Consider the following 24388-nt stretch of genomic DNA (forward strand, 5'->3'; position numbering starts at 1 on the left):
ATATTAGAGTATTTGTTAATGCACATGAGTGGTGCGTAACCGGCCATGTGCACTCACGTTCTGGCGACCGTTACGAGCCCATATCCGGAGGTCCGGTGAATTCAGTAACATTTTATAGGTGTGAGGCCCGAGGAGGGCCTCCCGCGGCCCGGCTATTGCTGGCACACGGGGCAGGAGCCCCAGCGGACTCTGTCTTTATGGAGACGCTGGTTTCAGGGCTTGCGGAAGAGGGAGTGGCCACGCTGCGGTTCGAGTTCCCTTACATGGAAAAACGCCGGCAGGATGGCCGGAAAAGGCCGCCTGACCGGCAGTCCGTATTGTTGAACTGGTTTCGTGAGGCCATAGCCACTGCTTTGGCGGAGCCCGGTGATGGAAGCCCTCTCTTTATTGGGGGCAAATCCATGGGCGGGAGGATGGCCAGTCATATTATTGCGGAAGCGGATCTGCCGTCAGACGTTCGCGGTGCGGTCTGTTTCGGGTATCCGTTTCACCCTCCGGGCAGGCCGGAGCGCTGGCGGACCTCGCATTTCCGGGATCTTCAGCGTCCGCTTCAGATTATTCAGGGCACCCGTGACCCGTTTGGCCGAAAACCTGAAGTAGAGGCGCAGGGCGTGGACTCGGAGACGAATGTCCGCCTCTCATGGCTGGAGGGCGGGGATCATGATTATCGCCCGCTGGCCCGGCAACCGGAGACCCATGATGAGTTGATCAGGCAGGCGGCCGGCGTGGCTGCCGGTTACATGCGCAGGGGGAAGTAGGTCAGGAAGGTTCCGGTTCCGATTGTTCCGCCCGGTTTCTACCCGCAGCTTTGGCCCTGTAAAGAGCGTCATCCGCCCGTCGGAAAAGCTCTCTCTCGTCCTCTCCTGCAACGAGGGTGGCGGTACCGGCGCTCATGGTCAGGATGACGGACTCCCCATTGCTGGTTGCGATTGGGGTACCGGCCAGGTCTTCCAGAATCTGTTCACAGAGCTGGCGCGCCCCGTCGGCCCCTGTTCCGGGCAAGAGCAGGGCAAATTCCTCACCTCCGAAACGGATCGCCACGTCCCTTGGCCGCTTGACGTGGCGCCGGAGCATGTCGGCCATATGTTGCAGGCACTGGTCACCGAAGTCGTGCCCCCAGTCATCGTTCACTGCCTTGAAATGATCGGCGTCAAGCAGCGCGATGGTCAGCGGCTGGCCGCTGCGCCGGGACTCAGCGCACAGTTCAGGTAACAGGTTATCCAGATGGCGCCGGTTGTGCAGCCCGGTCAGCGCATCATTCAGGCTGAGTGTGGCTAGCTGTCGGTTGGCTCTCTCGAGTTCTCTCATGGTGTTGCGCAGCTGGGCGGTACGTTCGTGAACCTTGAGCTCCAGGTTGGTGCGGGCATTGTGCTCCACGTCCAGCAATTTCTGGTTCAGCAGCCGCCAACGCTGAACCATGGCGTAGTTGAGAAGTATCACCTGGGCTCCCACCGCCACCTGCATGAAAATCTCCCGCGCCAGAAAGTCAGCGAGGTACCCGAACGCCGCGAGCGAGTAAGTGAGAGCTCCTGCCAGCATTCCGGACCAGGCCATGACGTACCACTTGGCGGGCAGATACCCCTGACGCCAGCGGACAAGCCCGATCCCGAACAGGGTGCCAATAATGATCAGGGCAACAGTGGTGCTCAGCACGATGGATTTGTTGTAAGGCAGCATGAAGGCAAAGGCAATCAGGGCCAGGCTGAGCAGTGCCAGACCTTTAAGTACCCGGTCTGCCCTGGAGTCCGGTTGGACTTCCAGAAACGAACGGCCAAACAGGGTCATGGCCAGCGAGCTGACCGACATCAACATGGGTATTGAGGTATTCGCAAAGCCCGTGCTGTCGGGCCAGAAATACTGGTTGGCAAATCCACCCATGGCAAAGAGGAAAAGGCCAAGTGAGGCCATATAGAAGGCGTTGTAAAAGTAATAAGCAGTGCCAGAGCTGAAAAAAAGCAAGAGGTTGAACGCCGAGAATACCAGCAGCGCACCGTAGAACAGGCCGTGAATCAGAGTCAGATGGTTGCTTTGGGCAATGGTGGCCTCTGGGGTTTCCAGCGACAGGGGAACGTTCAGGGCGCCACTGCTGTGGATGCGGAGGGTGATGGTCTTGTTTTCGTTGCTACCGAGCGTGACGGGGAGCAGGAAATACCGGTAATCTATGCCCCGCGACATAAACGGATACTGGTCTCCGGTGGCCATGGTTTCTGTTCCGTCCCTGCCGGACTGCCAGAAGGTGACTTCATCCAGCAACGGATAGTAAAGCTTGAGGTACCAGAGCTGCCTTGTGTCGCCAGAATTGCGCACATTGAGGCGGACCCAGTAAACAGCGTTGGTGTGACTGAACACCAGATCATGGCCATTGGCTGCTTTCCAGTTTGCGTCAACGGCCAGTTCTCCTGGTGTGCTGGCAGCGTGTGCAGGCTCCCCGGGAGTTGCGCTTAGGTAGCATACATGGTCCATGAGGGAGGCTCGCTGCTCCGGAACGTTGGCATCCAGGGTCGGGCAGTGTTCCGTTTGCGCCGGATGGGCTGCGATGGCCACGCCTGCGCCAAGCAGCAATGCAACAAACGGGATGAAATAACGCAGGTACAGCAGCATTAAAGGTATTCCTGCCAGCGGGAAGTTCAACAGTGTAGCCAATTGCGAGCCTTGCGGATGTTAAACAGTTTCAAATTTAAGGGTCCCCTACGCGGCCCCGTTTCAGGTGACTGATGGAACAACTGATTGCCTTCTGCCGCCCGGGCTTCGAGACCGAGGCCGGCCGGGAGCTTACCGACACAGCAGCGACCCAGGGTGTTTATGGCTACTTTGAGCCCGGGACTTCCCCGGGGTTCATTATTTTCAATCTCCCGGGGCCGACTCTTGCAGACACGCTGCTGGCCCGCATTTCTATCCACGAGTTGGTCTTTGTCAGGGACTGGTTCGTGGTTCTGGCAGACGTGTCGTTGCCGCCTGCAGACCGCGTGGGCGCTGTTATCGAGGCTCTGAAACAGGCGGACGCAGACTTTCCGGCCTGCGCCAGGGTGGAAATCCGTTTGCCTGAAAACAACACTGACCCGGACCTTGGTAATTTCGCCCGCAAATGGGTATCGCCGCTCTCCCGAGGCCTGCGAGGCGCTGGGTTACTGCAGCCTGACCCCCGGGCGGAATTGCCGGCTCGGCTGGAATTGCTGTTGCTCGGCTTTGACAGGGTTATTGCTGGTGTCAGTGTAGCCAGTAACCGGGCCCGTTTCGTGAGTGGGATTCCCCGCTTACGCTTGCCGGCTGCCGCTCCCAGTCGCTCGGCACTCAAGCTGGAAGAAGCCTGGAAAGTGTTTTTGCTTCCGGACGCAGAGCTGGACTACCTGGGTGGCGGAAAGCAGGCGGTCGATCTGGGGGCCGCTCCGGGTGGATGGACATGGCAACTGGTCAGGCAGGGTATGATGGTCACCGCCGTTGATAATGGGCCGATGAACAGCGAACTCATGGCGTCAGGCCATGTTGAGCATATTGAGGCCGATGGCTATCAGTGGCGGCCCAGGCGAGGGGTGGACTGGATGGTCTGCGATATTGTGGATCACCCGCGCCGTACCGCGGCAATGGCCGTGGACTGGCTGAATCAGAAGCTCTGTCGTTACACGGTATTCAACCTCAAGCTTCCGATGAAAAAACGGTACGACGAGTGGTTGATTTGCCGCGATATTCTGGAGCAGGGGCTGGGCCGGACCGAAATGAATTTCCGCATCAGGGCCCGCCACCTCTATCATGACCGTGAGGAGATTACCTGCTTCGTGGAGCGCCTGGACTGACTGTCAGGTTCCCGATGCCAGTCGTCAGTCGCTGTGGTGAAGCACAGTGATGATTTCTTCCCGGTCCATCATGGGGATCAGTTCTGCCATCAGCTCCCGGCGTTCCTCAGACATATGCCAGCGTTGCCAGTCTGCTTCGGAGCGCCAGTTGGCAAGAGTAAACCGATGATTGGCATCGTGGGAATCAACCAGTGTTTCGCCGGACACAAAGCCCGGCGCGCTTACGGCGTTCTGGAGAACCTTGCGGGATCTCTCCTCATAAGCGGTTTCTAGTGATTCGGCAATATGGCGTTCAATCAGCACCCGGATCATTGTTTACCTCGTATTATTTTGACGGCTATAAACAATAATTTAGCACGTATTTTTCAAATTTCAGGTGGAATTGCAGGAGGACAGACATTGGGACAGCCAGACTACGATGCAGAACTGGATGCCCGGGGGCTGTTTTGTCCCGAGCCGGTCATGATGTTGCACAACCGGATTGTGGAGATCAGCCCGGGAGCGGTGTTGAAAGTGGTAGCAACAGACCCTTCCACAACCCGGGATATTCCGCGTTTTTGTCAGTTTCTCAACCATGAACTGGTGTATAGCAGTGACGATGAGAAAGAGTTCGTGTTCTTTATCCGGCGCGGGGAGTGATCAGCCCCGTACGCCTCCGCCCAGTGAATCAAGGTGACCGAGGAACTGGTCACGGTCCATCTCTCCCAGCACGCGGGCCGTGTCCATTTCTGCACCAGTGTTATCGAAAAACAGGATGGCCGGCGGGCCGAACAGGCCGAGCTCGTCCAGCAGGGTCTGTTGTTCCGGAGTGTTATCCGTCATGTCCAGTTGCAGTAGTTTGTAGGGCGCCAGCGCTTGGATAACGGTTCCGTCACTGAACACGTTGCGTTCCATGACTTTGCAGGAGATGCACCAGTCGGCGTAAAAATCGAGCATCACCGGTGTGCCTGCCTGGCTGGCCTGTTTCAGTTCGTCACGAATTTCAGCCGGTGAGTCGAGCCGGAGAAACTCCGCATGAGTCGCTGCCGCGACTGAGGAGGAACTCCCCGCCAAAGACTGATTGGAGGCTGTGAACGCAGCGAGTGGCCTGAGGGGATCACTGGCGCCGGAGACTGCGCCGGCAAGTAGCGCTATGCCATAGGCAAACAGGACCAGCCCCATTCCCTTGCGAGTGCGTTCCCAGCCGGCCTTCGCAGCGTCAAAGGCGCCCAGCTGAACACCAGTAATGGCCACAAGCAGTCCCCACAATGTCAGGGCTACCCACCCTGGCACCATCCGTTCTACCAGCCAGATCGCCACAGCCAGCAGCATGACACCGTAGAAGGCCTTGACGACGTTCATCCAGTGGCCGGTTGTGGGCAGCAGTTTGCGCCCGCCGACCGCTACCAGTATCAGTGGAAGGCCCATGCCCAGTCCGAGCGCAAACAGGGCAACACCACCTATCACAGCATCCTGGGTGGTACTGATGTATAACAGGCTTCCGGCCAGTGGCGCGGAAACGCAGGGGGAAACAACCAGGGCTGATAGGGCGCCAATACCGAAAATGCTGGCTACGCGGGTCCCTGTGAGGCGATGGCTGGCGTTATCCAGAGGCTCGCGAATAAACCGTGGCAGCTGAATCTCGAACAGGTTGAACATGGACAGCGCAAATATCACGAACAGCGCTGCGAAAACGCCGAGAACCCAGGGAGACTGCAGGTGGGCCTGCAGATTGAAGCTTGCCCCGAGCAAGCCGGTAATCACCCCGGCCGCTGCATAGGTGAGGGCCATGCCGAGTACGTAACTGGTGGAAAGTAGCACGGCATGCGCTGTTGTGCTGGTGTTGCGGGAGGACACCAGGGACGAGATGATCGGTACCATTGGCAGGACACAGGGTGTGAATGTTAGCCCCAGGCCCAGCAGCAGAAACAGGCCGGCAATGACCAGCGTGGACTGGTTTGCGAGGAAACCAGCCAGGCCTGTTGCCGTGGAGGTGTCTGCGGGGGTCGCTGGACTGTTACCCGAAGGGGACGCCCCTCCCGCGCTGCTGGCCGTAGTCGATGGCGAATCGTCGCCAGCGCTGGCGTAATAGAGCACGTCCCGCGTCTGTGGTGGATAACAGAGCCCCGCACTGGCACAGCCCTGGTAGGTTACCTGCAGCTCAGCCTCGCGGACGCCCTCGGGAAGCTTTACCGGAACCCGGGCTTCGACCGGCTCATAGAATACTGTGACGTTGCCAAAGAACTCATCCTCCGTGTCGGTACCGGTATAGGAAAACTCAGGTTCACCCAGTTCAACACCCTCTGTGTTGCTGCTGACACTGATGCGTCCCTCATAAAGGTAGTGATCCGGCGCAATGTTCCATGACAGCAACACAGCACCATTCTCTGCGGTAAAGCTGAAGGGCAGGGCCTCATCAACCGGAAGAAAGTCGTTGCCATTGCCAAACAGTGAGTTGCCGGCACCAGCGGTTAACGTTGAGAGAAAGGATAATGCCAGAAACAGGATTAAACGGCTTAAAACCCGGGGAGGGGTATTACTGCATAAGGTTGTGCTGCTGCCGGTCATAGTCAATAACGTACCATTGGTGGTTCAGGTGTTGACCAGCGCTGAATCCTGCGAGGTTGAGACAGCGCCGCTACAGGTTGCAATGGACACAGTTGCCAGGCAAAAGTTCCCTCTGGTATTGAATCGTCTAAAGTCGCACAATACCGGTCCCATGAGACATGATCCAGATGATCTTATCATGCTGTTTAATGGCCTGTTCCGGGAAAAATACCGGACTATGCTGGTCAGGGGCGGCGATGAACCTGAATATTTGCCGGCGGCGAGGCCTGACAGCATCGCACAGATTATTTTTGCGCACGGCTACTTTTCCAGTGCACTGCATGAAATCAGTCACTGGTGTATTGCCGGAGAACACCGGCGCACGCTCCGGGACTTCGGTTACTGGTATTGCCCGGACGGCCGCAGCGTAGAGCAGCAGCAGGCCTTCGAAAAGGCGGAAATAAGACCCCAGGCCCTGGAATGGCTGTTTTCCGTTGCCGCAGGCGCTCGATTTCACATCAGCGTCGACAACCTGTCAGGCAACGGCGCATGGGACGAAGATGCCTTTCGCAGGAATGTGACGTTCCAGGCCAACGATTATCTGGAATATGGCTTGCCGGCCCGTGCTGGCATGTTCTTTCAGACGCTCAGAACATTTTATGGAACCGAGGCTGATTTTAATGAAGTCTGGAAGAAAGAGACCAGGCGCCTGATGCCCGAGTGTTCCGCTACAGAGACCGAGGTAAATTGAAGCAATATGACATCTGACGCACCCGAAGCCGGCAAGACACGTTTCAAGGATCTTAACCTGGACCAGCGAGTACTCGACGCCATCACCGATATCGGTTTTGAGCATTGCACGCCTATCCAGGCCGAAACACTACCGTTCACACTGGCCTGCCAGGACCTGATCGGCCAGGCGCAGACCGGGACCGGGAAGACCGCGGCTTTTCTGATCACCGCCATTCAGAGCATGCTGGAAACGCCTATTCCCGAAAAGGATCGATTTGCTTCGGAGCCCAGAGTCCTTGCCCTGGCGCCTACCCGGGAACTGGCGATGCAGATTGCCAAGGACGCGGAGCAGCTGTGCGGCTACACCGGCCATAATGTGGTCACCGTCGTGGGTGGGATGAACTACGACAAACAGCGTGACCAGCTGCAGAACGAAATTGTTGATATCCTGGTGGCGACGCCGGGGCGCCTCATTGATTTCCTGGGGTCCCAGGATGTGTTTCTTGACCAGTTGGACATCCTGATCCTGGATGAAGCCGACCGAATGCTGGATATGGGGTTCATCCCGGATGTTAAGCGCATCATCCGCAAATGTACCCCCAAAGAAGAGCGCCAGACACTGCTGTTCAGCGCCACCTTCAACCAGGACGTTCTCAACCTGGCCTCCATGTGGACCCGCAGTGCTGAGTTCGTGGAAATCGAGCCGGAACAGAAAACCGCCGAGCGGGTGAAGCAGACGGTTTATCTGGTAGGCGAGGACGAGAAATTGCCGGTTCTGGTGAATTACCTCCGACGCCCGGAAGTTGAGAAAGCGCTCGTGTTTGCCAACCGGCGAGACCAGTGTCGTGATCTTGATGAGGACTTGCGGAACCAGGGCGTTAAAGTGGCGCTGATGTCTGGCGAAATCGCCCAGAACAAGCGGCTCAAAACGCTGGAACAGTTCAAGGAGGGCAGCATTCAGGTACTGGTCGCCACCGATGTGGCCGGACGTGGTATCCACGTTGACGGCGTGACCCATGTTTTCAACTATAATCTGCCCGATAATGCCGAGGACTACGTTCACCGCATCGGGCGTACCGGCCGTGCAGGCAAGCATGGTGTCTCCGTCAGCTTCGCCAGTGAGGACGACTCGTTTTCATTGCCGGCTATCGAATCCTATATCAGCCAGAAGCTCACCACAGCCGTTCCTGACGAAGAGCTGATGACCGCGCTCGCCAAGCCGCCGATCACCCGCAAGCGCGGTGGCCGGCGTCCCCAGGGCAACCGCAGCCAGGGTGGTCGTAGTGGCAACCAGCGCCAACGCAGGAACTAACGGGTCGGGAAGCAGGATCATGCGGATAGTAGCGGACGAGAACATACCTTTACTGGATTCTTTTTTCGGCGACATCGGCGAGATACACCGCGTCTCCGGCCGCACACTATCGGCTTCTGACGTGCAGAATGCGGATATCCTGCTGGTCCGTTCGGTTACCCGGGTCAATCAGTCATTACTTGAAGGCAGTCGTGTGCGCTTTGTCGGCACCTGTACCATTGGTACCGACCACGTGGATCAGCAGTGGCTGGCGTCCAACGGTATCGCCTTCTCGGCTGCGCCAGGTTGCAACGCCAACAGTGTGGTTGAGTATGTGATGTCGGTGATCTCCTTGCATGCCGAGCGCCGGGGCGTGGCTGACTGGTCAAAGCTCAGGGTCGGCATTGTGGGTGCTGGCAATGTGGGTGGCGAGCTGGCTCACAAGCTGGAGCGTCTCAGTTTTGATGTCTTGTGCTGTGACCCGCCACGTGCTGAACGGGAAGGTGACGAGGGTCCGGATTTTGTCAGCCTTGAAGAGGCCATGGCCTGCGACGTGGTTACCCTGCACACCCCCCTTGTCAGGGAAGGCAACCACGCCACCTTGCATCTGTTCGGACAGGAACGATTGGCCGCGCTGAAGGAGCACCAACTGCTGATTAATACCAGCCGTGGTGAGGTCATCGATACCTCGGCCTTGCTGGCACGCCTGGACGCACCCAATGCGCCTGCCGTTGTGCTCGACGTCTGGGAGCAGGAGCCCCGCATACACGCTGAACTGTTGGAAAAGGTCTGGCTTGCAACGCCACATATCGCCGGTTATAGCCTTGAAGGTAAAGTGCAGGGTAGCGAAATGGTGTACCTGGCGCTGAGTCGTTATATGGGGCTTCCTGCCCGCAAAAAGGCGGGTCAGTTTTTGCCGGAGCCTGCGCTGGCGAAGCTGTCTTTTACCAGCGCCGCGCAGGAAATGGACTCGGCAAATATTGCCATACGCGCCTGTTACGATCCCCGTCGGGACGATGCACGTATGCGCCTGGCAATGGCGCTTCCGGCCGAGGAGCGGGGGCCGGCCTTTGACCGGCTGCGCCGGGATTATCCAGTGCGTCGGGAATTTTCGAGCGTCAAGATTCAGCTCAAGGGCACCAGCAAGTCCATGCAGGACACGTTTCGTGCCCTGGGCTTCAAGCTGAAGCTCTAACGACTCGCTCGGTTATAGCTGTGCTGTCTGCAGGGCCGCTATCCGGCTTTCCAGCGGTGGATGCGTCATGAACAGGGCACTGAGCCCCGCTCTTGCTCCGCGGTTGATGCCGAATGCCTGCAGGCTGTCCGGCATCTGGTCTGGCACCTCACTTTCCTGCTTGAGTCGGGCCAGGGCGCTGATCATCGCATCACGGCCCGCCAGCTGTGCGCCGGCAATATCGGCCCGAAATTCCCGGCGGCGGGAGAACCAGAACACAATGGTGCTGGCGAGGATACCCAGTACGATCTCCGCAGCAATACTCACCACGAAAAAGCCGATGCCGTGGCCACTCTCGTTCTTGAACACGACGCGGTCCACGAATGAGCCAATCACCCGGGATGCGAAAATCACGAAGGTGTTCACCACCCCCTGGATCAGGGCAAGTGTGACCATGTCGCCATTGGCTACGTGGCCGATCTCATGGCCCAGCACCGCGCGGATCTCATCCTTGTTGAAGCGGTGAAGCAGTCCCTCACTGACAGCAACCAGAGAGTTGTTCTTGTTCCAGCCCGTGGCAAAGGCGTTGGACTGAGATGCGGGGAAGATCGCCACTTCCGGCATACCGATGCCGGCATTTTTGGCCAGTACCCGAACTGTATCCACCAGCCAACGCTCGGCCGGCGTTCTGGGTGATTCGATGACCTTGGCCTTGGTGCTCCATTTGGCCACGGGCTTGGAAATCAGCAACGATATGATCGCACCGGCAAAACCGAAAACTGCGGCAAAAGCCAGCAGGGAGCCATATTGAATCCCATTCTGGGCCAGATAACTGTCGACACCCAGCAGTTTCAGGGTGAAGCTGGCAACAAGAATGACGGCCAGGTTAGTAGCAAGAAACAGCAGAATACGCATCCGGATTTCCTTGTTGAATCATCAGCCACAAGCGGCTGTTTGTATCTGACAGCTATATGTGGCCTGTGTTGCCGCCTTCAACAGGCTTACACCAATTTAATGATCGGCGCTGTCGCGGAAGAATGTTGCCTGCATTACCCGGCTGATCTTCGCGGAACTGCCACTGCGGAGCGCGGTGCGGAGCATGTGGATGTGGGTAGAGAAGTCTTCACGGATGGCGGGTGGAAGCTCGGCGCCGCTGTCGGCGGTCTCCTGTTCCTGCAGATCCTGGCTGGCGGGTGAGCTCATGCGCACAAACGCCCGTTGGGTGAGCACGGCCTGGTCGAGCGCTTCCTGGCGGATGGTGTCCACGTAACGCAGCAGGCCTTCCTCTTCCAGCCAGAGCAGGGTGCCGAAACACGCCATGTGCCGTTTGCTGTGCAGCCCGAATTCGTCCGGCTCATCGGGGCCGGCGATGTCTTCCACGAACAGGTTTACCCGGCGGGGGAAGGCATTGTAGAGCTGTACCAGGGCGATTGCGGCGTCCTTGTAGAACTCTTCAATATGAATATCCGCCATAAGACCCTCTGTTACAGCTGATACGAAGACAGGAAGTGTGCCAGGCGCTTCATGGCGTCTTCCAGGGTGTCTTCCCGGGGCAGGAAAACCACGCGCAGGTGTTGTTTGTCATCAATATTGAAGGCTGAGCCCTGAACCAGCAGGATGCGTTCCTGCAGTAGTAGATCCAGAACCAGCTTTTCGTCATTGACGATGGGAAAACGTTTGGGATCCAGCTTGGGGAACAGGTAGAGCGCCCCCTTCGGTTTCACACAACTGACTCCGGGGATATCATTGAGCAGGTTCCAGGCGGTTTCCCTTTGCTCGAACAGGCGGCCCCCCGGTGCTACCAGGTCGTCAATCGATTGGTAGCCGCCGAGCGCGGTCTGGATGGCAAGCTGGGCGGGTACGTTGGCACACAGGCGCATGTTGGAGAGCATTTCGATACCCTCGATCAGATCCCGTGCCCGGTGCTTGGCGCCACTGATGATCATCCAGCCGGACCGGTAGCCGGCGGCGCGGTAGTTCTTGGACAACCCGTTATAGGTAAAAAACAGCACATCGTCCGCCAGTGAGGCGGTAGGAATATGCTCGGTACCGTCGTAGAGGATCTTGTCGTAGATCTCATCCGACAACACGATCAGGTTGTGCTGTCGGGCCAGTTCCACGACCTGTTCCAGCAGTTCGCGGGAATAGACAGCCCCGGTGGGGTTGTTAGGGTTGATGAGGACAATGGCGCGGGTACGCCGGGTGATCTTCTTGCGGATATCATCAATGTCAGGGAACCAGTCCTGCGCTTCATCACAACGGTAGTGCACCGGTTTGCCGCTGGAAAGGGTTACAGCGGCAGTCCACAAAGGGTAATCCGGTGCCGGGATCAGTACTTCGTCGCCGGTGTTGAGCAGGGCCTGCATGGACATCACGATCATCTCGCTGACGCCATTGCCGAGGAAAATATCGTCGATATCCACCTTGTCGATGCCACGCTGCTGGCAGTAGTGCATGACTGCCTTGCGGGCGGAGAACAACCCCTTGGATTCCACGTAGCCCTGGGCCAGGTGCATATTGTAGATAACGTCTTGCTGGATCTCCTCCGGAACGTCCAGTTCGAAAGCCGCAGGGTTGCCGATGTTCAGTTTGAGAACCCGGTGACCCTCTTCCTCAAGACGACGGGCCTCGCGCAGAACCACGCCACGTATCTCGTAACACACGTTATCCAGCTTGGCGGATTTGAGATAGTTCTGCATAAGCCCGGTAATTCCTCAGTAAAAGATATAAGCCTGTATTCTAGCGGAGCAACGGCCGGCGGCAACAGGCCAATTATGATGAATTGTGGCACAGAAGCGGAGATTTAACGCCCAAAGCTCATAAATCCCATGAACTGGCTGGCATATCGGGCCGTGGCTGGTTGTAAAACGGGTTGTGCACAATATAATGGAGGAAAATGCAAAGGAGCATAGTAATCATGAGCAGCCAGAGCGTCTATGACTTTACCGCCACCGATATTCGTGGAGAAGCACACTCCCTTGACGAATTCCGCGGCAAGGTACTGCTGATTGTCAACACGGCCAGCAAGTGCGGTTTTACCCCACAGTTTGAAGGGCTGCAATCTCTTTATGCGGACCTGAAGGGCAAAGGGCTTGAAGTACTGGGCTTTCCCTGCAACCAGTTTCGCAACCAGGACCCGGCAGACGACAAGGCCATCAGCGAATTCTGCTCTCTGAATTATGGCGTGGATTTCCCCATGTTTGCCAAGATTGAGGTTAACGGTCCGAACTCCCACCCTCTGTTCGAGTATCTCAAGCATAATGCCAAGGGCCTGCTGGGCTCAGAGGCGGTGAAATGGAACTTTACCAAGTTTCTGGTCAATCGTGAGGGGAGGGTTGTAGGGCGTTACCCGCCAACAACCCGGCCTTCTGCCATTCGCGCAGACATTCAGAAGTTGCTGTAAGTCATGAGTATGGAAGACGACGTACTGGCTCTCGATAACCAGCTGTGTTTCGCACTCTATGCGGCCAACCGGGCGGTCACCGCCCGCTACCGGCCGCTGTTGGCAGAGCTGAATCTGACCTACCCCCAGTATCTGGTCATGCTAGTGCTTTGGGAAGCCGCCGGGGATGGCAAAGTGGTGCGGGTGTCTGATCTGGGCAATCGGTTGCGTCTCGATTCCGGCACCCTGACACCATTGCTGAAACGGCTGGCTGAGCGAGACCTGGTAACCCGTCAGCGGAATACGCCCGACGAACGGGTGGTTACGGTAGCTCCAACGGAAAAGGGCATGGCCATGCGCCAGCAGGCAAGGGCTATTCCTGAGCGATTGTTGTGCGGCACGGGGATCGACGAGGAGCGCATCCTGGCACTCCGTGAGGAGCTGCGTTCGGTACTCAGCCTTCTCGAGGCTCGGGAGGAGTCCAGCGATCGATAACCGCTTTCAGGTCAGCGCGATTGTAGGGCTTGGTAATGTAGTCGTTCATCCCGGATTCGAGGCAGTCATCCCGGTCCCCCTGCATGACATTGGCAGTGACGGCAATAACCGGTAAATCGCGCCATTCCGTGTTCTCCCGAATCTTGCGGGTGGCTTCGTAGCCATCCATTACCGGCATCTGGCAATCCATCAGCACAACATCGAACCCTCCTGATTTCAGTGCTTCCAGCGCTCGCTTGCCGTTTTCCGCCAGGGTGACCCTGTGGCCCAGTTTCCGCAGCATGCTACTGGCGACCACCTGATTGACCTGGTTATCTTCCACCAGCAACAGGTTCAGGGACCTTCCAGAGCCTGAGGCTTCCTCCATACCTGTTTCGGAGTGTGCCGTTGCCGGCTTCAGCCCTGCCGCAGCGCACAGTGTGCGGAAGAGCTGATCCCGCCTGAGGGGCATGGTCAGTATCTGCTGGTTTCCGGAAGCCACCGCTGAGCCGTCCCTGTCCACCAGAATTACCCCGGCCCCTGACCATTGTGCTGCCAGTTGCTGGCCTGCTTCCTTGTCTTTGTCGGCCGCAACCATGAGGATGCCACCGCCATTGCGGGCCGCGTCACGGACTGGAATACTCCAGGCTCTGAGCTGGCTCTCGATAGGCAGGCGGTGGGGGTGGTCACCGGGTATGGCCATATCCACCCCAGACGTTCTGACAATCGCAGGGATGTCCGCGGGCGTTACTCCTGATGCTGCCTGGTCGTGGACCGGCAGGGGCAGGTTTACGGTAAACTGCGTTCCCCGACGCTCTTCAGAGTCCACCAGGATCTGCCCATGCATGCGTTCGACCAACTGTCGACAAAGCGTCAGACCGAGCCCGGTTCCGCCGTACAGCCGGGTAGTGTCGGCATCTGCCTGGGAAAACGGTGAAAAAATCCGGTGCAGCCCTTCCTTGGACATACCAATACCGGTATCAATCACATCAATGCGCAGATTACCGTTAAAACGGGTGGCGCGAATACGGACGCTGCCCTGATCGGTAAATTTGATGGCATTACTCAACAGATTGTTGAGAACCTGTCGGGTGCGGGTCGGGTCTCCGAGGAAGGATTCAGGCAGATCGCATTCAATGTCGGTCACCACGTCTATATTCTTTCGTCGGGCCTGCTGGGAATGCAGTGTCGCGCACTCCTCTATCAGGCTGCGGACACTGAAAGGGATGTTCTCAAGGCTGAGTTTGCCGGCTTCGACCTTGGAAATGTCGAGGATATCGTTCAGCAGCCCGAGCAGGCTTTGCCCGGCGTTGAGTGCGATCTCCAGCCGGTTACGCTGAGCCGGTTCCAGGTCGCCTTCCAGTGCCAGGCCCAGCATGCCCAGAACCCCATTAAGTGGCGTCCGGATTTCGTGGCTCATGCTGGCAAGGAAATTGGCCCGGCCACGGGCCCGGCGGACTGCGTCTTCCTTCGCTCTGACCAGGGCGCGGTTGCCCCGCTGGAGGGCTTCGTTCTTTTCGGAGATTTCCCGGGTGCGGTCGTCCACCTCCTGTTCCAGTTGGTTGGAGTAATTCTTTATCGCGCTTTCTGCATTTCGCAACTGCTCAAGACTGGCGTCCATGGTTTCCAGGTGCAGGTTAATGATGCCCACCATCTGGCCGATTTCATCCTCGCGGTGATTGGCGGGCACCGGCAACCGAACTTTTTCCGGGGACTCCGCACGGACCCGGCTCAGCGCGCCAATCACATTGAGCATGGGACGGGTCAGGATGAAATAGAAAATGGCGAGCAGAGCCGCCGTCAGTACGAGGCTCTTTAATAGCCCGATCAGCAGGGTATAAGCAGCCCTTTGCAGGAACTGCAGGCCGTAATGGTAGGTATCGATAGTAACCGTCAGGTGGCCAAGGGAAAGGTCACTCAATTGTGGCACCACCAGTTCCTGGCTGAAAACCCGACTGTCTCCGAACAACAGATCACTGATCCAGCGGTAGCGGGAATTCGGACTGCTCTGGCTGGCTGCAGCCATGGTCTGGTCATTGCTGTCGATAATGCGGGCGTCAATGGTGGCAGGGTGGCGGAGCAGACCGTCCAGCAATTCCTCCGCCAGCCGGATGTCGATGTTATAGGCAATCTGGGAAGCGGGGCTGTGGCTTATTTCGATCAGCGCCCGGATTTCCCGTTCCATGGAATCCCGGGCACTGAAATAATCGAGAGTGACCTGGACAATATTGAGTATCAGCCCCAGCACCATTGCAATCAAAACGGTGTCCCGGGTCAGGCGATAGGAAAGCCGTTTTTTGAATGGAGTTGTCACAGTGTATCTACAGTCCCTGTCTGTCAGCGTTTCGGATGGTGTGGAGGTGCCACTACCCCGCGGCTAATCGTCGTAATCGGCCTTTTTGCGCCATTCTTCGTCGTGGAGGAAGGTATCCCATTCGCGGTCCAGACGCGATTGCCCCTCGGCCGTGCTGCCCGGTGATTCGTCCCCTTTCATGGCTTCCAGTTCCTTGATGCGGGTGCGGAAACTCTTGACCGCTTTCATCGCCATCGGGTTATCCCTGGATTTACCCATTTCGGTACTGGCCAGATGATAGGCGTGAATCGCTTTACGTATCTGGTTCTGCTTCACATAATCCCTAGCCTGGAAGACATGCAGGTCGGCATGGGTCTTGTGCACAAGGAACAACACAAACCTCAGGCTACTCTTGGCAGTGGTGCTGTCGATCTTGCCGGCTTTATGCATTCCTTCAATCATCTTGAAAAGATTCTGCAGCAGCTCTTTGACATAGCCGGATTTTTCGGGTGAATCAATCTTGACGGGAGGACGCCGGTCTTCGTTGTCCATCACCTTCTTTTTCAGCTGTTGGGCAGCCCTGAGCCATTCATCGACGGGCTGGTCGGACTTGAGCGCCCTGAGATCCTTGCAGGTTTCTTCCATGCGTCTGATCAGCAGGAGCTTGAGGTCGGTGGTGAGGTATTGGCCGGGAATCTCGGCTAGCAAGCGGTTGGCGCGATTGTAACTGTCTTCAAGAGCGGTAATCTTGCGGGCGCGCTCAATACGGGCCCGTTCCCGCATCTGGCTGGCCACAATAATAACGATCGAAACGATAACGATAGCTGCCAGTAGCAGCACAATCATTGTGGTATCCATTCTATTGCTACAGCTCCGGCTAATGGATGGCCACTGGGGGGCTCCGGTGACGCAAATAAACCGGAGAAATCCAGCAAGTATCCGAAAGACTAGCAGAAAACCTGAAACGATTCCGTTTTGAAATGTGAAAGATTTTGACTTTATATCATTTCAATGAATTGCTACGCTTGAGACTATTATTTTTATGAATAAAGCCGCCGTAGTACCGGGTGACCGTCCCGCGACAGGCGGTTCTGGCCATTACACAGGTGCCAACGTATGGATATTTCCCGGGTTGATCTGAACTTGCTGGTCTATCTCGATGTGCTTCTCAGAGAGCGCAATGTAACCAAGGCGGCCAATCATCTGGGCATCACACAGCCGGCCATGAGTAACGGCCTGCGTCGGTTGAGGGATTTGTTTGGAGATCCTTTGCTGGTCAGAACCAGTGAGGGTATGACCGCCACCGAGCGCGCAACAGAACTCCAGCCATTGGTGCGTGGCATCCTGTCGGATATCGAGCAGGCGGTGCACGAGAAAACTGCCTTCGCCGCCATGGAAAGCCAGCGGGTCTTCCGCATCATGGCCAGTGACTACGCAGAGTCATGTCTGATGCCGCGGGTGCTCCGGCGGATTCGCCAGGAAGCCCCCCACGTTACCCTGGACGTGCTGACTCCCAGTGACGTCAGCTTCCTGGATGTGGAGCAGGGTAGGCTGGACATGGCCATCAACCGCTTCGATAAAATCCCCCAGTCGTTTCACCAGAAAACTCTGTGGACGGAGTACTTCGCCTGCCTGATGAATGCACGCAACCCCATTCTGAAGGAGCCGTTTACTCTCGATACCTACCTGGATGCCAGCCACATATGGGTCAGCAAGACCGGTTTTGGTGTCGGGGTAGGGGTGAATCCGAAGGATGTCCAGCGTCTGGGCTGGGTGGATGAGGCGCTGTCGTTGATGGGAAGAAAGCGCCAGATCTCTGTATTCACAAGGCATTACCAGGTCGCGATGTTGCTGGCGGAGCAGCATGATCTGATTGCAACCTTACCCTCCCGGGCGGCCTGGCTGCAGAAAGACAATCCCAATTTGGTGGTCAAGGTGCCGCCGTTCGAGATTCCGCCGTTCGAGCTGAAAATGGCCTGGAGCCCCCTGTTGCAGCACAATACGGATCACCAGTGGTTGCGCAAGCTGATTGCCGAGGTGGCGGAGGAAGTGGACGCTGAGTTCGCACCGTTCGGGGCGCAGTTCGAATCTGCGGAGGTTCCCGGTCTTCATCACTCAGAGCGGTAATTCCCGCAGTTCCAGTGAACGTTTTCCCGCATCCCACATGCGCTGGAAGGATTCGGCCAGCAGCTTTACCCGGCCACTATCCGAAAATTTGGCGAAACCTTCGGGTTTGTAGAAGTCGTGACGAAACACCACGCCCTCACGGTCGACCAGCATAAAAGGCTGGTCTTCAACAGGGTAGTCCTCGTTGATCAACTTCAGTTCAATACGGCTGGGAATGCGGCGCATCAGCTCCACAATCTGGTGGCGGCGTTTCACCAGGGGCTTGTCGTCGTGAATCAGCAGGCGCACTTCGCTGAGCCGGTGGTGGCGGGCGAGGGTGGAGATCAACTCCCGGAACCGCAGGCGGTCATAAAGATCATGGTCCAGCAGGCGATCATACAGCCAGATCCGCTGGCGGGCCTGCCCGGCTACCGAATCCATGAGGTCTGTCATGATTCTTTCACTGGCAAACAGCCAGGCGTCCCGGTCTTCCCCCAGTAGCATGGGGTTCTGGCGGGCACCGAAAGCGCTACTCACCAGCTTTGGCGCCAGACAACGCATATCCACGTGGGGGATGCCGGCGTCGTCGTAGAAATCCGAGCAGACGTGAAAACCCGACTGCTGGTAGAACGGTATGGCGTGTTCCTGGGCGGAAAGCTGAACCTCACTGAACTGGCCCGCCGCTTCGCCCATCATATGACGCAGCAGGGCTTCTCCGATGCCCTTGCCACGATGGGCTGGCAGAATGGCCATGCGCCCGATGTGGGCGGTTTCCTCCAGGGTGGAGAACAACCTGCCAACCCCCACCGGAGTATTGTCGGCCAATACGGCCAGATAATGATCGGCAATCTCGTCGGTGTCGTCCCACTCCAGCTCTGGTGGCACCTGTTGCTCTTCCACAAACACGGTCTGGCGTATGTTCCGGACGTCCGCCGGCGCCAGCTGCCAGCTGTATTTGCGAATCCGCACATTCATTCCGCTGTCACTCACGCTTGTTATTCGAAATACAGTGAACCCTGGTTGACGAGGTTGCTCAATAGCCCGCAGATAGCGTCGTCGCCCACAAACCCTGCCAGCGCTGCCATATCCGGGGTGGCGCGGGCACAGAGTAATGGCGCCAGAGGCCGCGCATCGCCCCGAAGCAGAAATTGCTCGCCATCCACAAACAGAGCCGTTTCGCCCTCAAAGTCATAGTAGGCGAAACGGGAGCCCTCATTCCACCGCATTGGGGTGCCTGCTGCAATCCACCCACTGACGGCTTCCGGGGTTACCGGTTCCTCTGCCGGTACGACAATGTCGAGACTCTTCGGCGCCGTGGCGTATTGGCCAAACCAGAGCGCCAGTTGGCGTTTGTCGGTGAGCTTTTCACGAATTACACCGTCAAGGCGGTCTATCACGTCCGAAGTAATGGTTCCTGGATTATCCTGCACCTGAAGGCCTGGATCATTGAGGTGCTCGGAGGCATCGGACTGACTACAGAGGAAATCCGTGAAGCCGGTCAGTACATCGTCAATGGTGGGTGCACGGAAACCCACGGACAGGGTAATACAGTCATCCTCGGCCACGCCGTGGTGACCAATGCCCGGTGGCAGGTACAGCATGTCGCCCGGCGCCAGGGTCACGGTTTCTTCACCATCCCAGCTGCTCAGTATCCGCAGCGGAGTGCCGTCCACCCTGGGGGATGTATGGTCACAGTGGCCGCCAAAGGTCCAGCGTCGGTGTCCCTGCGCCTGCAGGAGGAACACGTCGTACTGATCATAATGGGGGCCAACGCTCCCGCCTTTGGGTGCGTAGCTGGCCATGATGTCGTCCAGCCGCCAGTTGGGCACAAACCGGAATTCGTCCAGCAGATCGGCAATGTCCGGTACCCAATGGTCAAGGCCCTGTACCAGCAGTGTCCAGTCGCTATCCGGCAGTTTGCCGAAGCGCTCGGGCGCAAAGGGGCCGTTGTGCAGTTGCCAGGGTTTGCCGTTGTCGTTCTCGATCACAATACGGGATTCGACGGCCTCCTCGCAGGCCAGCCCCGCCAGCTCATCCGCCGACACCGGGCACTCGAAGCCGGGGAACGCCTGGCGGATGACGAGCGGCTTTTTCTGCCAGTAATCCCGCAGGAATTCCTGTGCGGGCATTCCGCCGGGCAGTTTCATGGTTCAGATATCCCGTGCCTGTTGGGTGGCGTTGCCAATGTAGGTGCCCGGGGTCAGTTCCATCAGTTCCGCCTTGGCGGCGTCGGGAATGTCCAGGGAGTCCACAAAGGCCTTGATCACATCCGGGGTCATGGCCTTCCCACGGGTCAGGGCCTTGAGTTTTTCGTAAGGCTTCTCGATGTTATAGCGGCGCATGACGGTCTGGATGGGTTCCGCCAGCACTTCCCAGGCGTGGTTCAGGTCTTCGTCCAGTCGTGCCGGGTTGATTTCCAGTTTGCTCAGGCCCTTCAGTGTCGCCTCGTAGGCAATCAGACTGTGAGCGAAACCGACGCCCAGATTACGCAGCACCGTGGAGTCGGTCAGGTCCCGCTGCCAGCGTGAAATCGGCAGCTTGGCAGACAGATGGCTGAACAGGGCGTTGGCGATGCCCAGGTTGCCTTCGGAGTTCTCGAAATCGATGGGGTTGACCTTGTGGGGCATGGTGGACGAACCCACTTCGCCTTCCACGGTTTTCTGCTTGAAATACCCCAGGGAAATATAGCCCCAGATATCCCGGTCCAGATCAATCAGGACGGTGTTGAAACGGGCAATGGCGTCATACAGCTCGGCAATGTAATCGTGGGGTTCGATCTGGGTGGTGTAGGGGTTCCAGTCCAGCCCCAGGCTCTCAATGAAGTCTTTCGCATTCTGCGCCCAGTCGATGGCGGGGTAAGCAGACAGGTGGGCGTTGTAGTTGCCTACGGCGCCGTTGATCTTGCCCATCAGCTCAACCGCTCGAATCTGCTTCATCTGGCGGCGCAGGCGGTAAACCACATTGGCCAGTTCCTTGCCCACCGTCGATGGCGATGCGGTCTGGCCGTGGGTGCGGGACAACATCGGCTGTTCCGCATGATCGTGGGCGAGTTCGGCCAACCGGTCCACTACCCGGTCCATGGCTGGCAACAGGCCGTGGTCGAGGCCTTCACGCAGCATCAGAGCATGGGACAGGTTGTTAATGTCCTCGGAGGTGCAGGCGAAGTGGACGAACTCGGTAACGGCGTGCAGTTCCGGAACACCGGCGATCTTTTCCTTGATAAAGTACTCAACCGCCTTGACGTCGTGATTGGTGGTGCGCTCGATACCCTTGATCTGTTCCGCGTCTGCCAGGCTGAAGCCGGAGACCATGTTGTCCAGGAACTGGTTGGCTTCGGCAGAAAAGGCAGGCACCTCGGTGATTTCGGGGTGGGCAGCCAGCTTTTGTAGCCAGCGGAGTTCGACGGTCACGCGGTTCCTGATCAGGCCATATTCACTGAAAATGTCACGGAAAACGCTGACTTTGCTGCCATAGCGTCCATCCACCGGGGAAATGGCGGTCAGGGCGTTGAGTTCCATCGAAAACCTCTCAAGTCATCAAAGAATCGGTCAAAAGAAAAACTGGGGGCGCATATGATACACCAGCAGCGGCCGGGATTCAGTCGTAAACCGAGCGGTTTGCCTTCTCGGCCAGTTCCCGGGCAGTCATGATGACTTTGCGGCGGTTGAAAATCAGCTGCCAGCGGCGCCCACCGGTCTGGTGCCAGAGTATTGAAGACCGGATGCCGGCCAGCAACAGGGCCCGAACCTTCGCGGCATTTTCCTCGCGCTGCAGAATAGTGGGCTCGCCAGTGACCTGGATGCGCTGGCGGAAGGTGCTGATGGTATCCGCGTAGATCGAGGCCAGATTGGCAACCAGGTTGCCATGGTTGTAGCCGAAGTGGCTGGCCGTGTGACGGGCCTGGTCAATGCGGCTGCCAATGACATCCAGCATGTCACTGTTGCGCCGCAGCTTGGATGCCAGGTTGATCAGGTTGAGGGCATAACGCAGTACTTCGATGTCCTGCTGCTTGCTTTGCTGGCTGAGCACGCCGGCCAGCGTGGACAGGCCTTCCCGCAGGTCTTTCAGTTCGCCGCCATAGACGTCCAGAGTGGTTTCGGGTTGCGTCGCAAACAGGGAGCGCATGCAGGTTTCAAAGCTGGATTCTGCGCACTGCCCCGAATGGGCTATTTGCTGAACCAGGGCCGAGGCCTGGAAAACCCCTGCCAGGGCAAGGGTCTGGTCATGTATGGAACGGCTCATGCGCCGGCTCCCTCTGACGTGTGGATGGACGGTGCCGGTTCCTGCTCATCGTCCCGCCAGGTTTGCTCGATCACACCACCGCCAAGGCAGACTTCGCCGTTGTAGAAGACCACGGATTGCCCGGGTGTGACGGCTCGCTGGGCCTCGTCAAACACTACTCTGAACCCACCGCCTCGGACGGTGACAACGCAGTCCTGATCCGGCTGACGGTAACGGGTTTTGGCCTTGCAGCGGAACTCCGCAGCCGGCGGTTCCCCAGCAATCCAGTCTACCGGCCCACTGAGCAGGCCACGGGAGAAAAGCAGAGGGTGGTGCTTGCCCTGAACGGCAATCAACACATTGCGGGAAAGATCTTTATCCGCCACGTACCATGGGTCGTCACCGAATTCGCTCAGACCACCGATACCCAGGCCCTGGCGCTGGCCGATGGTGTGGTACATCAGCCCCTGGTGGCGGCCAATTACCTGGCCGTCAGGCGTCTCGATATTCCCGGGCTGGGCAGGAATATACTGCTTCAGGAAATCGCGGAACTTGCGCTCGCCGATAAAGCAGATACCGGTGGAATCCTTCTTGTCATGGGTAATGAAGCCCTGCTCGGCAGCAATGCGTCTTACTTCTGGTTTCTCCAGTTCACCCACGGGAAACAGTGTGCGGGCGATACGGTCGCCGGAAACCGCATGCAGGAAGTAGCTCTGGTCCTTGTTAGGATCAAGCCCCTTGAGCAGTTCGGCTCTGCCGCTGCCATCATTCAGCGGCCGCTGGCGGGTGTAATGGCCCGTGGCAATGTAATCAGCACCCAGGGTGATGGCGTAGTCCAGAAAGGCGCGGAACTTCACTTCCTTGTTACACAGGATATCAGGATTTGGCGTCCGGCCGGCCTTGTATTCCGACAGGAAGTGCTCGAATACCCGGTCCCAGTATTCCGCTGCAAAACTGGCGGTGTGCAGGGTTATACCGATGGCATCCGCCACCGCCTGGGCGTCTGCCAGGTCGGTCATGGCGGTGCAGTATTCGGTACCGTCGTCCTCATCCCAGTTTTTCATGAACAGGCCTTCTACCTGGTAGCCCTGGTCTTTAAGGAGCCAGGCTGCCACGGAAGAGTCCACGCCGCCGGACATGCCGACAATTACTCGGGTATTTTCTGGTGGTTTAGTCATGTCTGGGTCTGTCGGGTTCAAAGGGGCGGATTCTAGCATTTAAGCCCGGTTACGTCTGCGGTTCGACAATGACGTCCAGGGGAAAGTGGCGCCCGTTTCGGTAATCGTCTATGCATTGCATCACCAGCGGGCTTCGGAGTTTATCGGCCTGCTGGCTGATTTCCTCCGGTGTCAGCCAGTGGGCGGCAATGATGCCATTATCCAGTTCCCGGGTAACCCGGGACACTGCTTTGGCCGAGAAACAGAAACGGTAGTAGGTCACGCCGTTCGCAGGGGCCTTGTAAGTGTAGACTCCGAGGAAATACTCAGGCTCCACCGTCCAGCCGGTTTCTTCGAGCGTTTCCCGCAGCGCAGCATCAATGATCCGTTCATCTTCCTCGACGTGGCCTGCCGGTTGGTTGAACACCACCTGGCCATGACTGACCTCTTCGACCAGCAGAAACCGGCCCTCATCATCTTCGACAATAACAGCAACGGTGGCGTGGGGTGTCCAGGTCATGGGCGTGGGCTTCTCCGTGCGGAGGGTTTACGGGATTTTATCGGTCTGCGTCCGGCTGTCTGTGATCGGGCTGCCGGCGGGTGGGCCGTGATTGCTCTGAACTCCCCGGGTGCAAGCCCATCAAGGGTCCAGTTCCCGATACCATAGCGAACCAGTCGTAGGGTAGGGAAGCCCACGGCGGCGGTCATGCGTCGAACCTGGCGGTTCTTGCCTTCGGTGATTCTCAGTTGTATCCAACTGGTGGGGATTGCTTCCCGGTAACGGACCGGCGGGTTACGCGGCCAGAGATCGGGCGGCTCCATGGATGCCACTTCTGCCGGGCGGGTTCTACCGTCCTTGAGTTCAACCCCTTCCCGCAGTTGCTGGAGTGCTTTGTCGGAGATTTCGCCCTCAACCTGAACCCAGTAGGTTTTCGGCATCTTCTTTCGAGGAGAGGCGATGTGGTGCTGCAACTGGCCGTTGTCAGTCAGCAGTAAAAGGCCTTCGGATTCGAAATCGAGCCGGCCGGCAGGGTATACATCAGGGGTGGTGATCCAGTCTGCAAGGGTGGCACGGCGGTTGCCGTCCGTACCGTCTTTGCCGTCGGTAAACTGGCACATTACGCGGTAGGGCTTGTTAAACAGGATCAGCATTGCCATTGCGGCTCATTACCTTCGGGTCGGAACTGGGAGAGGGTAGTATGCCAGAAACAGCCGGAAATCAGCGCGCACGGAACTACAAG

Annotated in this window: 24 protein-coding genes; 9 read left to right on the forward strand and 15 right to left on the reverse strand. The window is 57.8% G+C overall.

Annotated elements, in window-relative coordinates; all coding sequences use genetic code 11:
* Window positions 1-95: 95 nt before the first annotated feature.
* Entirely contained in the window at window positions 96-758 is a 663-nt protein-coding gene (locus tag FO268_RS09205) for an alpha/beta fold hydrolase (protein WP_150992212.1), read from the forward strand.
* Between the two features lies 1 nt (window position 759).
* On the opposite strand, the gene FO268_RS09210 is transcribed toward FO268_RS09205, so the two are convergent.
* Window positions 760-2601, reverse strand: a complete 1842-nt coding sequence (locus FO268_RS09210) for a sensor domain-containing diguanylate cyclase (protein WP_150992215.1) — start codon at window positions 2599-2601, stop codon at window positions 760-762.
* A 113-nt stretch (window positions 2602-2714) separates the two neighbouring features.
* Between FO268_RS09210 and rlmM the strand changes: the two genes are divergently transcribed.
* Window positions 2715-3791, forward strand: coding sequence for a 23S rRNA (cytidine(2498)-2'-O)-methyltransferase RlmM (gene rlmM, locus FO268_RS09215; protein ID WP_150992217.1), 1077 nt, complete (start codon window positions 2715-2717; stop codon window positions 3789-3791).
* A gap of 24 nt (window positions 3792-3815) precedes the next feature.
* On the opposite strand, the gene FO268_RS09220 is transcribed toward rlmM, so the two are convergent.
* Window positions 3816-4103, reverse strand: coding sequence for an antibiotic biosynthesis monooxygenase family protein (locus FO268_RS09220; protein WP_150992219.1), 288 nt, complete (start codon window positions 4101-4103; stop codon window positions 3816-3818).
* Between the two features lie 87 nt (window positions 4104-4190).
* On the opposite strand from FO268_RS09220, the gene tusA reads away from it, so the two are divergent.
* A complete protein-coding gene (gene tusA, locus FO268_RS09225; protein ID WP_150992221.1) occupies window positions 4191-4430 on the forward strand; it encodes a sulfurtransferase TusA in 240 nt (79 codons plus the stop codon).
* Here tusA and dsbD read toward each other — a convergent pair whose 3' ends face one another.
* Entirely contained in the window at window positions 4431-6338 is a 1908-nt protein-coding gene (gene dsbD / locus FO268_RS09230; protein ID WP_150992223.1) for a protein-disulfide reductase DsbD, read from the reverse strand.
* A gap of 151 nt (window positions 6339-6489) precedes the next feature.
* Here dsbD and FO268_RS09235 point away from each other — a divergent pair, with 151 nt between their 5' ends.
* The 3 genes from FO268_RS09235 to pdxB are packed head-to-tail and all read left to right on the forward strand — an operon-like array spanning window position 6490 to window position 9535.
* Entirely contained in the window at window positions 6490-7068 is a 579-nt protein-coding gene (locus FO268_RS09235; protein WP_150992225.1) for an elongation factor P hydroxylase, read from the forward strand.
* Window positions 7069-7074: 6 nt separating this feature from the next.
* Window positions 7075-8361 carry a DEAD/DEAH box helicase gene (locus FO268_RS09240; protein ID WP_150992227.1) on the forward strand — a complete coding sequence of 429 codons (1287 nt, stop codon included), beginning with the start codon at window positions 7075-7077 and terminating at the stop codon, window positions 8359-8361.
* 19 nt (window positions 8362-8380) lie between these two features.
* On the forward strand, window positions 8381-9535 hold the full coding sequence (pdxB, locus tag FO268_RS09245) for a 4-phosphoerythronate dehydrogenase PdxB (RefSeq protein WP_150992229.1): 1155 nt from the start codon (window positions 8381-8383) through the stop codon (window positions 9533-9535).
* Window positions 9536-9547: 12 nt separating this feature from the next.
* Here the strand turns inward: pdxB and htpX are convergent, their stop codons facing one another.
* The 3 genes from htpX to FO268_RS09260 all read right to left on the reverse strand — a co-directional run bounded on the left by htpX (window position 9548) and on the right by FO268_RS09260 (window position 12213).
* Entirely contained in the window at window positions 9548-10429 is an 882-nt protein-coding gene (htpX, locus tag FO268_RS09250) for a protease HtpX (RefSeq protein WP_150992231.1), read from the reverse strand.
* Window positions 10430-10525: 96 nt separating this feature from the next.
* Complete coding sequence (locus FO268_RS09255) at window positions 10526-10987, reverse strand: hypothetical protein (protein WP_150992233.1); 462 nt, start codon at window positions 10985-10987, stop codon at window positions 10526-10528.
* Window positions 10988-10998: 11 nt separating this feature from the next.
* Window positions 10999-12213 carry a pyridoxal phosphate-dependent aminotransferase gene (locus tag FO268_RS09260; RefSeq protein ID WP_150992235.1) on the reverse strand — a complete coding sequence of 405 codons (1215 nt, stop codon included), beginning with the start codon at window positions 12211-12213 and terminating at the stop codon, window positions 10999-11001.
* A gap of 218 nt (window positions 12214-12431) precedes the next feature.
* Between FO268_RS09260 and FO268_RS09265 the strand changes: the two genes are divergently transcribed.
* Together FO268_RS09265 and FO268_RS09270 are read left to right on the forward strand one after the other, a co-directional pair.
* Complete coding sequence (locus FO268_RS09265) at window positions 12432-12917, forward strand: glutathione peroxidase (protein WP_150992237.1); 486 nt, start codon at window positions 12432-12434, stop codon at window positions 12915-12917.
* A 3-nt stretch (window positions 12918-12920) separates the two neighbouring features.
* A complete protein-coding gene (locus FO268_RS09270; protein ID WP_150992239.1) occupies window positions 12921-13391 on the forward strand; it encodes a MarR family winged helix-turn-helix transcriptional regulator in 471 nt (156 codons plus the stop codon).
* Here the strand turns inward: FO268_RS09270 and FO268_RS09275 are convergent.
* Together FO268_RS09275 and FO268_RS09280 are read right to left on the reverse strand one after the other, a co-directional pair.
* On the reverse strand, window positions 13351-15621 hold the full coding sequence (locus FO268_RS09275; protein ID WP_150993295.1) for an ATP-binding protein: 2271 nt from the start codon (window positions 15619-15621) through the stop codon (window positions 13351-13353). The genes FO268_RS09270 and FO268_RS09275 overlap by 41 nt on opposite strands.
* Before the next feature lie 126 nt (window positions 15622-15747).
* Complete coding sequence (locus tag FO268_RS09280) at window positions 15748-16521, reverse strand: hypothetical protein (protein WP_150992241.1); 774 nt, start codon at window positions 16519-16521, stop codon at window positions 15748-15750.
* A gap of 258 nt (window positions 16522-16779) precedes the next feature.
* Between FO268_RS09280 and FO268_RS09285 the strand changes: the two genes are divergently transcribed.
* Window positions 16780-17790, forward strand: coding sequence for a LysR family transcriptional regulator (locus tag FO268_RS09285; protein WP_150992243.1), 1011 nt, complete (start codon window positions 16780-16782; stop codon window positions 17788-17790).
* Here FO268_RS09285 and FO268_RS09290 read toward each other — a convergent pair.
* The 7 genes from FO268_RS09290 to FO268_RS09320 all read right to left on the reverse strand — a co-directional run bounded on the left by FO268_RS09290 (window position 17779) and on the right by FO268_RS09320 (window position 24305).
* Window positions 17779-18744, reverse strand: coding sequence for a GNAT family N-acetyltransferase (locus tag FO268_RS09290; protein ID WP_150993297.1), 966 nt, complete (start codon window positions 18742-18744; stop codon window positions 17779-17781). The two genes, FO268_RS09285 and FO268_RS09290, sit on opposite strands and share 12 nt — an antisense overlap.
* A gap of 20 nt (window positions 18745-18764) precedes the next feature.
* On the reverse strand, window positions 18765-19916 hold the full coding sequence (locus FO268_RS09295; RefSeq protein ID WP_150992245.1) for a cupin domain-containing protein: 1152 nt from the start codon (window positions 19914-19916) through the stop codon (window positions 18765-18767).
* A gap of 3 nt (window positions 19917-19919) precedes the next feature.
* Complete coding sequence (gene purB, locus FO268_RS09300; protein ID WP_150992247.1) at window positions 19920-21287, reverse strand: adenylosuccinate lyase; 1368 nt, start codon at window positions 21285-21287, stop codon at window positions 19920-19922.
* Between the two features lie 79 nt (window positions 21288-21366).
* A complete protein-coding gene (gene hflD / locus FO268_RS09305; RefSeq protein ID WP_150992249.1) occupies window positions 21367-22011 on the reverse strand; it encodes a high frequency lysogenization protein HflD in 645 nt (214 codons plus the stop codon).
* The gene (gene mnmA, locus FO268_RS09310) at window positions 22008-23207 is read right to left on the reverse strand and encodes a tRNA 2-thiouridine(34) synthase MnmA (protein ID WP_404802913.1); all 1200 of its coding nucleotides are present in this window, start codon (window positions 23205-23207) and stop codon (window positions 22008-22010) included. The genes hflD and mnmA overlap by 4 nt, the downstream gene beginning before the upstream one ends.
* Before the next feature lie 10 nt (window positions 23208-23217).
* Window positions 23218-23667 carry an NUDIX hydrolase gene (locus tag FO268_RS09315; RefSeq protein WP_150992254.1) on the reverse strand — a complete coding sequence of 150 codons (450 nt, stop codon included), beginning with the start codon at window positions 23665-23667 and terminating at the stop codon, window positions 23218-23220.
* Entirely contained in the window at window positions 23664-24305 is a 642-nt protein-coding gene (locus FO268_RS09320) for a pseudouridine synthase (protein WP_150992256.1), read from the reverse strand. Before FO268_RS09320 ends, FO268_RS09315 begins: the two co-directional genes overlap by 4 nt.
* Window positions 24306-24388: the final 83 nt, after the last annotated feature.

The organism is Marinobacter denitrificans (assembly GCF_008795955.1).
Lineage (GTDB): Bacteria > Pseudomonadota > Gammaproteobacteria > Pseudomonadales > Oleiphilaceae > Marinobacter > Marinobacter denitrificans.